The 11,948-nt window shown below is 60.7% G+C and carries 10 protein-coding genes and 1 riboswitch; all 10 genes read left to right on the top strand.

The window, feature by feature from the left end; all coding sequences use genetic code 11:
* The first annotated feature begins 56 nt into the window (after positions 1 to 56).
* The 10 genes from ybeY to SM763_RS05125 all read left to right on the top strand — a co-directional run bounded on the left by ybeY (position 57) and on the right by SM763_RS05125 (position 11,862).
* Positions 57 to 569 carry an rRNA maturation RNase YbeY gene (ybeY, locus tag SM763_RS05170; RefSeq protein WP_368997865.1) on the top strand — a complete coding sequence of 171 codons (513 nt, stop codon included), beginning with the start codon at positions 57 to 59 and terminating at the stop codon, positions 567 to 569.
* A gap of 23 nt (positions 570 to 592) precedes the next feature.
* Complete coding sequence (locus SM763_RS05165; RefSeq protein WP_274830557.1) at positions 593 to 1,492, top strand: hemolysin family protein; 900 nt, start codon at positions 593 to 595, stop codon at positions 1,490 to 1,492.
* Positions 1,489 to 2,997, top strand: a complete 1,509-nt coding sequence (lnt, locus tag SM763_RS05160) for an apolipoprotein N-acyltransferase (protein ID WP_490363263.1) — start codon at positions 1,489 to 1,491, stop codon at positions 2,995 to 2,997. The genes SM763_RS05165 and lnt overlap by 4 nt, the downstream gene beginning before the upstream one ends.
* Before the next feature lie 63 nt (positions 2,998 to 3,060).
* Positions 3,061 to 3,110: riboswitch (SAM-SAH riboswitch) on the top strand.
* Between the two features lie 6 nt (positions 3,111 to 3,116).
* Positions 3,117 to 4,298: a methionine adenosyltransferase gene (gene metK, locus SM763_RS05155; RefSeq protein WP_065272328.1), complete on the top strand. Its 1,182-nt coding sequence runs from the start codon at positions 3,117 to 3,119 to the stop codon at positions 4,296 to 4,298.
* Positions 4,299 to 4,458: 160 nt separating this feature from the next.
* Positions 4,459 to 5,130: a COG3904 family protein gene (locus SM763_RS05150; protein WP_368997864.1), complete on the top strand. Its 672-nt coding sequence runs from the start codon at positions 4,459 to 4,461 to the stop codon at positions 5,128 to 5,130.
* A gap of 131 nt (positions 5,131 to 5,261) precedes the next feature.
* Entirely contained in the window at positions 5,262 to 6,026 is a 765-nt protein-coding gene (gene trmB, locus SM763_RS05145; RefSeq protein WP_368998049.1) for a tRNA (guanine(46)-N(7))-methyltransferase TrmB, read from the top strand.
* A gap of 115 nt (positions 6,027 to 6,141) precedes the next feature.
* A complete protein-coding gene (aroA, locus tag SM763_RS05140; protein WP_368947763.1) occupies positions 6,142 to 7,488 on the top strand; it encodes a 3-phosphoshikimate 1-carboxyvinyltransferase in 1,347 nt (448 codons plus the stop codon).
* 21 nt (positions 7,489 to 7,509) lie between these two features.
* Positions 7,510 to 8,124 carry a (d)CMP kinase gene (gene cmk / locus SM763_RS05135; RefSeq protein ID WP_065272331.1) on the top strand — a complete coding sequence of 205 codons (615 nt, stop codon included), beginning with the start codon at positions 7,510 to 7,512 and terminating at the stop codon, positions 8,122 to 8,124.
* Between the two features lie 306 nt (positions 8,125 to 8,430).
* Positions 8,431 to 10,110 carry a 30S ribosomal protein S1 gene (rpsA, locus tag SM763_RS05130; protein ID WP_368997863.1) on the top strand — a complete coding sequence of 560 codons (1,680 nt, stop codon included), beginning with the start codon at positions 8,431 to 8,433 and terminating at the stop codon, positions 10,108 to 10,110.
* A gap of 198 nt (positions 10,111 to 10,308) precedes the next feature.
* Positions 10,309 to 11,862, top strand: coding sequence for a hypothetical protein (locus SM763_RS05125; protein WP_368997862.1), 1,554 nt, complete (start codon positions 10,309 to 10,311; stop codon positions 11,860 to 11,862).
* Positions 11,863 to 11,948 lie beyond the last annotated feature (86 nt).

Raw genomic sequence — 11,948 nt, 5'->3', positions numbered from 1 at the left:
GGCGCCCTGCGCCGGGTCCGTGATGTCGGACCCCAGCGGATATGTGAAAGTGACAGATGACATTAGAGATTTCCACCGAAGACAGCCGCTGGGATGCGGTTGCGCTTGAGGCGCTGGCGGAGCGGTCCATCGGCGCTGCGCTTGCGCATTTTGATCTGGAGGCCGAGGAGTGCGAGATTTCCCTGCTGGCCTGCGACGATGCGCGTATCGCGGATCTGAACGCAGAATTCCGTGAAAAGCCGACCCCGACCAATGTGCTCAGCTGGCCAGCCGAGGAGCTCTCTGCCGAGGAGCCGGGCGGGGACCCTCTGCCACCAGAGGCTGATTTTTCGGGCGAAATCCCGCTGGGTGACATTGCCATTGCCTATGAAACCTGCGCCCGTGAGGCTGAGGAAGCGGGCAAACCGCTGGCAGATCACCTCTGTCATCTGCTTGTTCACGGAGTGTTGCATCTTTTGGGTTACGATCACATTCGCGACCCCGACGCCACACTAATGGAGGGGCTGGAGGTCGAGATACTTGGCAAACTGGGTATCGATAACCCATATACGGTAAATGGAAGCCCCTGAACGGGGCATATTGGATAGGATAAATGGGCGACATAGAAGGCAGTTCTAACGCAGCGCATGGCGCGCTGCATATGAAGAGTGAGGCCATCGAGGCCACGGAGCACGCGGAAAAGACCGGACTGTTGGGGCGTATTTTCGGCTCCTTGTCGGCCTCTGCCGCGACGGAGGAACAGGAAGAGCAGCAAGACGCTGTCTCCGAGGTTCAGCCACATGGCATGATCAATCTGCGCCGGATGCGGGTTGAAGACGTTGCTATCCCCTCGGCCGAGATCGTGGCCGTCCCCGTGACAATCGAAAGCGACGATCTGGTGCAGGTCTTCCGCGACAGCGGCTTTACCCGTGTCCCGGTTTACGAGGGCACGCTGGACACGCCGCTTGGCTTTGCTCACCTCAAGGATTTTGCCCTGACCCATGGGTTCAACTGCGGGGCGGAGCCGTTCAATCTGCGCGAGATGCTGCGCCCGCTGCTGTTTGTGCCACCGTCGATGCCCATCGGGGTGCTTCTGGCCAAGATGCAGGCCGAACGTCGGCACATGGCGCTGGTGATCGACGAATATGGCGGTGTCGACGGTCTGGTGACCATCGAAGACCTCATTGAGCAGGTCATCGGTGAGATCGAGGACGAACACGACACCGGCGAGGATCAGACCTGGTTTCGGGAAAAATCTGGCTGCTATATCGCCCAAGCCCGCACGCCACTGGATGAATTTGAGGCCGAGATCGGCCAGTCGCTGACCAATCACGACGATGTCGACGAAGAAGAGATCGACACGCTGGGTGGACTGGTCTTCATGCTGTCGGGTCGGGTGCCCGCCCGCGGTGAGGTGATCGTGCACCCGGACGGGCCTGAGTTCGAAATCATGGATGCCGATCCCCGTCGGATCAAACGGCTGCGGGTACTGGTGCCCCACGCCGCGGAATGACGAGGGTTTCCGGTCTGCGCAGCAGGTTGGGGCGGCTGGCACCCCATTTGCCGGTCCTTGTGCTGGCCTTTGGCTTTGGCGCGCTCATGTCGCTGGCGCTGGCCCCTAATCACATGCTCTGGACCGTGCCGATTGCGCTGGCGGTGATTGGCGCCTTTGCCCTGCGGGCGCAGACGTCCTGGTCTGGCGCCATGTTGGGCTGGGGCTTTGGGCTTGGCTATTTCGCTTTTGGCCTGTCGTGGATCGTTGAACCCTTTCAGGTGGATGCGCAGCGACACGCCTGGATGGCGCCCTTTGCCCTTGTGTTTCTGGCCGGTGGTCTGGCGCTGTTCTGGGGCGCCGCCTTTGCCGGGGCCGTGCGGTGGAGCAGGGGGGCAGCGCGGGTCGCCCTGCTGATTGCCTTCTGGAGTCTTGCAGAATTTGCCCGCGCCTATCTTCTGACGGGGTTTCCCTGGGCCGCTTTCGGACAGTTCTGGATTGATACGCCCGCAGCGCAGCTGCTGCCTTGGATTGGCCCGCAGGGGCTGGCGGTTCTGACGCTTGCCGCGTTTCTGCCGCTGGCGTTGCTGCGCCAAAGCCCCGCGCGGGCGGTCCTGCCCGGTGGTGCACTTGTGGCTCTGGTGGCGCTGCTGCCGTCTCCGCCCGAGGTCGAACTGACCGATCAAAATGTGCGCTTGGTGCAGCCCAATGCGCCGCAGCACCAGAAATGGCACCCGGATCTGCGGTGGGATTTCGTGCGCCGCGCCATGGGTTTTAACGCCCAAGGCCCGCGCCCTGATATGATCATCTGGCCGGAAACCGCGGTGCCGCAGTTGTTGAACTATGCCGGGGATACGCTGGAGGCGATCCTTGAGCAGGCGCCGGGCGTGCCGCTCTTGCTGGGGATCCAGCGCGAAGAAGGCGGCGCCTATTTCAATTCGGCTGCTCTGATCAGCGCCGATGGTTCGGCCGGGCAGATCTATGACAAGGCACATCTGGTGCCCTTCGGGGAATACGTGCCTTTTGGCGATCTGATGGCGCGGTTCGGATTCCATGGTTTGGCCTCTCAGGCCGGTGCGGGCTATGCTGCGGGACCCGGCGCGCGGCTGATGGATCTGCCTATCGGCAATGCACTGCCGCTGATCTGTTACGAGGCAGTCTTCCCGCAGGATGTGAACGCCGCACCTGATCGCCCGGACATGCTGGTGCAGATCACCAATGATGCCTGGTTCGGCACTCGTTCGGGGCCCTATCAGCATCTGGTGCAGGCGCGGATGCGGGCCGCAGAGCAGGGGCTGCCGATGCTGCGCGCCGCCAATACCGGTATTTCCGGCGTGATTGACCCCTATGGGCGCCTTGGCCCGTCGCTGCCCCTGGGGGAGGCTGGCTATGTGGATGTAATCCTGCCCGCGCGATTACCCGCGACCCTTTACAGCCGCACAGGGGATTGGCTGGTTCTGATCCTGTTGCTGGGGCTGGCAGGTGCGGCGCTGCGCCGCGGCGGAAATATGCAGGCGCGTTCATAGCTGCTCAACCTCTGGCCGGTAAAAGCATTGACGACAACCGTCTTCCCACGTAGGTAGTTTCGGTTCCTCCCACAACGGCTTCCTGGCGTGGCGAGGCGAAACCAAATGGAGCACTTTTCATGACCCGCAAGCACTATATTTTCACTTCGGAATCCGTTTCCGAGGGCCACCCGGATAAGGTCTGTGACCGGATTTCTGATGCCGTTCTGGACGCCTTTCTGGCGGAAGAGCCAGAAGCGCGTGTCGCGGCAGAGACCTTTGCCACAACCAATCGCGTTGTGATCGGGGGCGAGGTGGGTCTGTCCGACCAGGACAAACTGCACGATTACATGGGCAAGATCGACGAGATCGCCCGCGCCTGCATCAAGGACATCGGCTACGAGCAGGACAAGTTCCACCACGAGACCGTGGAAATCACCAACCTGCTGCATGAACAGTCCGCTCATATCGCGCAGGGTGTCGATTCGGCCGAGAACAAGGACGAAGGTGCTGGCGACCAAGGCATCATGTTCGGCTTTGCCACCAATGAAACCGACGCGCTGATGCCCGCGCCGATCCAGTTCAGCCACGCGATTCTGCGCCGCCTTGCCGAAGTGCGCAAGAACGGCACCGAACCTGCACTGGGTCCCGATGCCAAATCGCAGCTGTCCATCAACTATGAGAACGGCAAGCCGGTGGGCGTCAACTCGCTGGTGCTGTCGACCCAGCATCTGGACGAGTCGCTGACATCCGACGATATCCGCCAGATCGTGGAACCTTATATCCGCGAGACCCTGCCCGAGGGCTGGCTGACCGCAGAAACCATCTGGCACGTAAACCCGACCGGCAAGTTCGTGATCGGCGGCCCCGATGGCGATGCTGGCCTCACCGGCCGCAAGATCATCGTCGACACCTATGGCGGTGCGGCCCCGCATGGCGGCGGCGCCTTCTCGGGCAAGGATCCGACCAAGGTTGACCGTTCGGCGGCTTATGCCGCGCGCTATCTGGCCAAGAACGTCGTTGCCGCTGGCATGGCCGACAAATGCACCATCCAGCTGTCTTATGCGATTGGCGTGTCCCAGCCGTTGTCGATTTATGCCGACACCCACGGCACCGGCGACGTCGCGCCTGAGGCGATTGAAAAAGCCATTGGTCAGGTGATGGATCTCAGCCCGCGCGGCATCCGCTCGCATCTGGGCCTTAACAAGCCGATCTATCAGCGCACCGCGGCCTATGGTCACTTTGGCCGCGAACCCGATGCCGATGGCGGCTTCAGCTGGGAACGCACTGATCTGGTCGAGGCGCTGAAAAAGGCCGTCTGATCCGGTCAGGCTGTGTATTGCAAAACGGGGGCGGGCCACGGGGCCTGCCCCTTTTTTTGATCCGCGACTGGTGTAGGGCGCAGGGCTTGAGCTACGCGCCGGGGCCGAACTAGTCTTTTCCGGCGGGGAATGCCCTTCGCGCAAAGGAAGCCATGTCCATATGAACCGTTCATCCCTGCCTATATTCTCGCTACTTTGCCTTGTGCTGCTGGCATTGCCGTTACCCCTGCTGGCCAGGGAGCCCCTGCCGCAGAAATTTCGTATCGACGGCGAGGCCTTGGTGTTTGACACCGAAACCGACATCACCGGCGCGGCGTCCGAGATCACCCCCGAGGACATCGACGCCTTTCGCAGCATCCTGGCAGACAACCCGCAGGTCACCGAGATCCGGCTGAACAGTGGTGGCGGCAGTGTCTATGCCGGGGCCGAGATCGCATGGATCGTCATGGACCATGGGCTGAATACTTCGGTCGATGGCGAATGCGTCAGCGCCTGTGTCGATATCTTCCTGGCCGGGCAGCGGCGGCGCATGATGTTGGGGTCCAAGATCGGGTTTCATCAGCGCAGCTGGGCGCCGGAAGCGGTGCAAAGCTATTACCGGGAATGGCGCGATGACGAAGATTGGGCCACCCCTTTTGAATTTGGCTCCTGGATCTATCAGGACACTCAGGAGGAAATCTACGAACAGCTGACCTATCTGGTATCGCGCGGGGTCGATCCGGCCTTTGCGATTGAAACCATGCGGGTGCGCCCCAATGCCGAATGGTACCCGTCCCGCTTGCGACTGGTGGCTGCCGGAGTGTTGCGGGAACAGGCGCCGCAGGATCAGTAGCACCGGGACAGCTCTCTTGACCCGCAGGGCGGCTTGCGGCAGATGGACGCCCAGCATTCGCCCGCCTGCGCCTGTTAATGGCGAAACGCAAGATCGGGCGTGGAAACACCGGCAATGAAAAGGCCCGTCCGATGTCTGATGACAAGAAAACCAGCTCTGCCAGCCACCCGGCGCGGACCGATGCGGCCGACAAACACGCCAGCGGCGCGCCCTGGCGCAATTTCTATGGCCGTTTCAGCGGCAAGACCCTGAAGGACAGCCAGCGACGTTATCTGGACGAGGACCTCGGGGCGCTGTCGCCCGGGGCGGTGGGCTGGGATGAAAACCCGGAGCGCAATCCGCTAGATCTGCAGGCGCTGTTTGGCGGTCGCGATATCTGGCTCGAGGTCGGCTTTGGTGGCGGCGAACATCTGGTACATCAGGCCCAGAACAACCCAGGAGTCGGCATCATCGGTGCCGAACCCTTTATCAACGGGGTGGCCATGCTGCTGGGCAAGATCCGCAAGGCAAATGCGGATAATATCGCAGTGCATCCCGGCGATGCGCGCGATCTGATGGATGTGCTGCCCGAAGCGTCGATTTCGCGCGCCTTCCTGCTCTATCCCGATCCCTGGCCGAAGAAACGCCATCACCGCCGCCGTTTTGTGACCCAGGAACATCTTGAGCCGCTGGCCCGCTGCCTGAAACCCGGCGCGATTTTCCGGGTGGCGACGGATATTCCTGATTACGTCCGCCAGACCTTGGAAGAAGTGCCAAGAGCGGGCTTTGAATGGCTGGCCGAGCGCCCTGCCGACTGGCGCGAGCCATGGGACGACTGGATTTCCACCCGTTACGAGCAAAAGGCCCTGCGAGAGGGGCGCACGCCACATTACCTGACCTTCCGCCGCCTTGGCTGATATCAGGGTGATATGGGCGTGATCTTGCGCTGATCGGCGCTGGACCGGATCACGGCAATTCGTTACCGATAGCGGAAACAAAAGCATTCGCGACACTCTGACAAAGGAAGCCTTCATGTCCGGACACGGTACGCCTACCCCGATGACCTCTCACCGTGCCGACCCGCTGGCAGGCGTGGCCAAGGTGCCGGGCGACAAGTCGATTTCGCACCGGTCCCTGATCCTTGGCGCCATGGCCGTGGGCGAAACCCGGATTTCGGGACTTTTGGAAGGCGAGGACGTTCTGGACACGGCCAAGGCGATGCAGGCGTTCGGGGCCGAGGTAATCAACCATGGCGGCGGAAAGTGGTCGGTCTTTGGTGTCGGTGTCGGCGGTTTTGCCGAGCCGGACAATGTGATCGACTGTGGCAATTCCGGCACCGGCGTGCGGCTGATCATGGGCACTATGGCGACCTCGCCGATTTCAGTGACCTTCACCGGCGATGCCAGCCTCAACAAACGTCCGATGGCGCGGGTTACCGATCCGCTGGCCCTGTTCGGCGCGCAGGCGGTGGGCCGCTCTGGCGGGCGGCTGCCGATGACCATCGTCGGGGCGGCGGATCCGGTGCCGGTGCGCTATGTGGTGCCGGTGCCCTCGGCGCAGGTGAAGTCGGCTGTTCTGTTGGCAGGCCTCAACGCGCCGGGGCAGACCGTGGTGATCGAGAAGGAAGCCACCCGCGACCATACCGAGCGGATGCTCGAAGGGTTCGGCGCCGAGATCACCACCGAAGAGACCGAAGAGGGCCGCGTCATCACGTTGACCGGTAGGCCCGAGCTGAAACCGCAGGTGATCGCGGTGCCGCGCGATCCATCCTCAGCCGCCTTCCCGGTCTGCGCGGCGCTGATCACGCCCGGATCGGACGTGCTGGTGCCGGGAATTGGCCTCAACCCGACCCGCGCGGGACTGTTCACTACCCTGCGCGAGATGGGCGCGGACCTTACATATGAAAACGAACGTGTCGAGGGCGGTGAGCCGGTCGCCGACCTGCGGGCGCGCTATTCTCCCTCGATGAAGGGGATCGAGGTGCCGCCTGAACGCGCGGCCTCGATGATCGATGAATACCCGGTGCTCTCCGTCGTTGCTTCTTTTGCACGGGGCGAGACCATGATGGCGGGCGTCAAAGAGCTGCGCGTCAAGGAAAGCGACCGGATCGACGCCATGGCGCGGGGCCTGCGGGCCAATGGCGTTGCCGTCCGTGAAGGCGACGATTGGTGGGCTGTGATGGGCCTTGGCCCCGAAGGCGTACCCGGCGGCGGCACCTGCGAGAGTTTCCTTGATCACCGGATCGCCATGTCCTTCATGGTGATGGGCATGGCGGCGCAAAACCCGGTCTCCGTTGATGATGGCGGCCCGATTGCGACCTCCTTCCCGATCTTCGAGCCGCTGATGACCGCGCTTGGCGCCAAGTTCACCCACGCTTGAGATTTCGGAGCGCTTTGCAGCATGACCACCCGTTTCACCATCGCCATCGACGGCCCGGCAGCAGCGGGCAAAGGCACGATTTCCAAGGCCGTCGCCGCGCATTTCGGTTTTGCCCATCTGGACACGGGCCTGTTGTACCGGGCTGTCGGGGCGCGGGTGTTGGCTGGCGATAAACCACTTGAGGCCGCGCAGTCTCTGGTCGCTGCCGATCTGGAGGCCGAGGGGCTGCGCACGGCCGAGGTGGCCCAGGCCGCATCAAAAGTGGCGGTGATCGCTGAGGTGCGTCAGGCCCTGGTAGATTTCCAGCGCAGCTTTGCCCGCCGGGCCGGGGGCGCGGTGCTGGACGGGCGCGACATCGGCACGGTGATCTGCCCGGATGCCGAGGCGAAACTCTTTGTCACCGCCAGCGCCGAGGTCCGCGCCCGCCGCCGGTTCCTGGAGCTGAGCGAAAACGGATCGGACAGCGATTACGACACCGTTCTGGCTGATGTGAAGGCCCGGGACGAACGCGACATGAATCGCAGCGAGGCGCCGCTGAAGCCCGCGGATGACGCGGTCGTGATCGATACCAGCGATTTGAGCATCGAAGCCGCCATCGCGGCGGCCATTGCGGCGATCAAGGATCGGCAAGGCTGACCGGAAACGGGGGAGGCGGCGGCTGTTTCCGCCGCCAATAGCCGGGGCGCATCCTTGTCGTGACAGGGATGCCGAGTCCATTTCCCCTTGCCAGCAAGGGGGAATCTGCTTATACGGCCCCTGTCGAAAGAGATGCGAAAACGCACCACGGACAGTCTGAGCAGGGTCGGGGCAACCTCCGGCCCTTTGTGTTTGTTTGCTCCAGACGGTTCAGATGCGTGATCTCAGACCGACCAACCCATTCAGACCGGCGGAGACAACCGCATGGCCAGCTAAATAAGATATGTAAAGGAAATCCGAGACCACATGGCTCAGAACACATCGATGGAGGAATTCGAAGCCCTCCTGAACGAAAGCTTCGAAATGGACACACCCGATGAGGGGGCCGTTGTTAAAGGCAAGGTCATCGCAATCGAAGCGGGCCAGGCCATCATCGACGTCGGCTACAAAATGGAAGGCCGCGTTGATCTGAAAGAATTCGCAAATCCCGGTGAAACTCCCGAAATCGCTGTTGGCGATGAAGTGGAAGTCTTCCTGCGCTCGGCTGAAAACGCCCGTGGCGAAGCTGTCATCTCCCGCGAGATGGCGCGCCGCGAAGAAGCATGGGATCGCCTGGAAAAAGCATACGCAGACGATGCCCGCGTCGAAGGCGCGATCTTCGGCCGCGTCAAAGGCGGCTTCACTGTCGACCTCGGCGGCGCCGTGGCCTTCCTGCCCGGTTCGCAAGTTGATGTGCGCCCCGTGCGCGACGCTGGCCCGCTGATGGGTCTGAAGCAGCCCTTCCAGATCCTGAAAATGGACCGTCGCCGTGGCAACATCGTTGTCTCCCGTCGCGCCATCCTGGAAGAATCGCGTGCCGAACAGCGTGCAGAAGTCATCGGCAAACTGTCCGAAGGCGATGCGGTTGACGGCGTGGTCAAGAACATCACCGAATACGGTGCGTTTGTTGACCTCGGCGGCGTTGACGGCCTGCTGCACGTCACCGACATGGCATGGCGCCGTGTGAACCACCCCTCCGAGATCCTGTCGATCGGCGAAACCGTCAAGGTTCAGGTCATCAAGATCAACAAAGAGACCCACCGTATCTCCCTCGGCATGAAGCAGCTGCAGGAAGATCCGTGGGATCTGGTTGGCGCCAAGTTCCCGCTGGGTTCGGTGCACAAGGGTCGCGTCACCAACATCACCGATTACGGTGCATTTGTTGAGCTGGAGCCCGGTGTCGAAGGTCTGGTCCACGTCTCCGAGATGTCCTGGACCAAGAAGAACGTGCACCCCGGCAAGATCGTTTCGACCTCGCAGGAAGTCGACGTCATGGTTCTGGAAATCGACGGCGCCAAGCGTCGCGTCTCCCTGGGCCTCAAGCAGACCATGCGCAACCCGTGGGAAGTCTTTGCTGAGACCCACCCCGAGGGCACCGAAGTCGAAGGCGAAGTCAAGAACATCACCGAATTCGGTCTGTTCATCGGCCTCGAAGGCGACATCGACGGCATGGTTCACCTCTCCGACCTCAGCTGGGACGAGCGTGGCGAAGATGCGATCCAGAACTACCGCAAAGGCGACATGGTTTCGGCCGTTGTCTCCGAAGTGGACGTTGAAAAAGAGCGTATCTCCCTGTCGATCAAAGCTCTGGGCGGCGACAAGTTCGCCGAAGCCGTGGGCGGCGTGAAGCGTGGCTCGATCGTGACCGTCGAAGTGACCGCCATCGAAGACGGTGGTATCGAAGTGGAATACGAAGGCATGAAGTCCTTCATCCGCCGCTCCGACCTGTCGCGTGACCGTGCCGATCAGCGCCCCGAGCGTTTCTCGGTTGGTGACAAGATCGACGTCCGCGTGACCAACGTTGACAGCAAGACCCGCCGTCTGGGTCTGTCGATCAAGGCACGCGAGATCGCGGAAGAGAAAGAAGCAGTGGAACAGTATGGCTCCTCGGATTCCGGCGCATCGCTGGGCGACATCCTGGGCGCAGCGCTGAAGACCGGCGACTGATCTTCAGAGATTTCTCTGTTCTAACAATCTGGAAAGCCCCGCAGTTCTGCGGGGCTTTTCTGTGTTCTGGGGCATGGAAAGGTGACAGTCCAGAGCGTGGGTTAGTAAAATTCCACGCAATCTCCTTTTAGTTGTAATGGTGTCTAAATGTCTATGGTTGAGACTGCAGCGAACGAATTCAGCTTTAGGAGTAGAGACATGACCACATTTTCCGGCCTTTCTATTGTCAATAATTCCGCCCTTACACTGATTAATGCCTCAGCCAGCGACAGGGGCGCTCAGGCCCGGGTCGAATCGGGTGATCAAGGGACGGCCTGGGGCGTGGACAGGCTGAACACCATTGCGAAAGCAGAGAATGACTATCAAGCTGAGAAACTCCAAACCGGGATAGATACCCGGAAAAAATTAAACGCCCAAGACTCAAGCAAGAACAGCGCGGCCCGGAGTAGAATTCTCGCCGAGCATTACCGCAAACTGGCGGCCAATATGGCGGCGGCCCTCGACAAACTTGGCGGTCAGAGCCGATCTTCTGCCGGAACAGTTGTCGCCTTGTTCAAGACCCCGGACTCCGATGCGCTGAGCATTGTTAGCGGCAAAACCGTCAGAAATGTTTCCTCCCAAAATGAAGCCTCTTTTGCCATTCGGGCCAGCACAGTTAAGGGGGTTTACACGCGAGGTGGGAATGATGCCATCAGTATTGAAGCTGATTGGGTGGAATCCGTATACACAGATCGAAGTAGCGGCCTACACGCCAAGAAAACCAAATCTGGCGATACTGTACTCGGATGGCACTCAAAAACAGTCAGCAATGATGCGGTCGCCATCAAGGCCAAGCGCGTAAGTAGTGTGTACACCAAAGGCGGCAATGATGCGATTGCGATCGAAACCGACTTGGTGAAGGCCGTCTATGCGGGCGAGGGGAGCGATTCCGCAGCCATTCGCGCTGGGGTTGTAAGTGGCGTATACAGCGGCGATGGCCATGACACCATATCCGTTGATGCTGGAATTGGTGGGACAGCCGTAACGAAGTTCGGAGCCACCTATATAGGGATCTCCGAAGTTACCAGCTATACCCGAGCAGAAACGGCGGAGGAACGCGTAAAGCAGGCAAGACTGGGCTATGCGCAGAGAGCGGATATCAACGCAGGGGCAGGGGATGATTTCATTTCAGTCACGGTTGAGGAAGCCCTGACGATTGATGGTGGTACTGGCAATGATACCATTGCGATTGGCGGTGGAACTGTCGGGATGAGCGTTCGATTTGACTCAGGCCATGACACCGTTCAGGTGGCGCGCGGCGCCGAATTCGTACTGCGGGTCGAAGAAAATGGCCCGTATACTGTGAAGAAAGACGGAAACGACCTGATCGTTACGCACGCCGGTGGGTCAGTAACAATCAAAGACTATGAACAGGCTTCGGCAATTGCCGTAAGAGGCAGATATGCGGCAAGTGAAGACGAAATTAATGACCTGCTCAGTCCTGAGGAAGCCCAGCGAACTATCGCTTTTGGCGCTGAACAGAAAGCCAAGCTGCGGGAGGAGCGTACGGCCAAGATTGAGAGTTTTGTGGCTGATGGTGATACCATGGAGCTCGCCAAGAAAAGCATCGATATTCCCGAGCGCGTCACTGTGCCAAAGGACGCGGATGCGCAGCCGAGGCGCTGGGAAGATACTCTGTCTTCCCCGCCAATGGCATATGGTATTGTGATGTTTCATCTGGACCCCAAGGAACCTGTCGATCAGAAGATTTGATCTCAATATGAGATTTTCCTTCTAATTTTGATGTCTCTGAACCCCGGGTCTGAGCGGGCGGCGAATCAGGTCCGGGCGCAGGCCGT

This window comes from Pseudophaeobacter sp. C1-32P7, from assembly GCF_041008775.1.
GTDB lineage: Bacteria > Pseudomonadota > Alphaproteobacteria > Rhodobacterales > Rhodobacteraceae > Phycobacter > Phycobacter gallaeciensis_A.
Note: the sequence above shows the minus strand (reverse complement) of the source record. Positions and strands in the feature narration are given on the sequence as shown.

What these genes read in the sequence shown, in the direction of transcription:
- ybeY (WP_368997865.1), top strand. Translation starts at nt 57, where the DNA reads ATGACATTAGAGATTTCCACCGAAGACAGCCGCTGGGATGCGGTTGCG.
- SM763_RS05165 (WP_274830557.1), top strand. Translation starts at nt 593, where the DNA reads ATGGGCGACATAGAAGGCAGTTCTAACGCAGCGCATGGCGCGCTGCAT.
- lnt (WP_490363263.1), top strand. Translation starts at nt 1,489, where the DNA reads ATGACGAGGGTTTCCGGTCTGCGCAGCAGGTTGGGGCGGCTGGCACCC.
- metK (WP_065272328.1), top strand. Translation starts at nt 3,117, where the DNA reads ATGACCCGCAAGCACTATATTTTCACTTCGGAATCCGTTTCCGAGGGC.
- SM763_RS05150 (WP_368997864.1), top strand. Translation starts at nt 4,459, where the DNA reads ATGAACCGTTCATCCCTGCCTATATTCTCGCTACTTTGCCTTGTGCTG.
- trmB (WP_368998049.1), top strand. Translation starts at nt 5,262, where the DNA reads ATGTCTGATGACAAGAAAACCAGCTCTGCCAGCCACCCGGCGCGGACC.
- aroA (WP_368947763.1), top strand. Translation starts at nt 6,142, where the DNA reads ATGTCCGGACACGGTACGCCTACCCCGATGACCTCTCACCGTGCCGAC.
- cmk (WP_065272331.1), top strand. Translation starts at nt 7,510, where the DNA reads ATGACCACCCGTTTCACCATCGCCATCGACGGCCCGGCAGCAGCGGGC.
- rpsA (WP_368997863.1), top strand. Translation starts at nt 8,431, where the DNA reads ATGGCTCAGAACACATCGATGGAGGAATTCGAAGCCCTCCTGAACGAA.
- SM763_RS05125 (WP_368997862.1), top strand. Translation starts at nt 10,309, where the DNA reads ATGACCACATTTTCCGGCCTTTCTATTGTCAATAATTCCGCCCTTACA.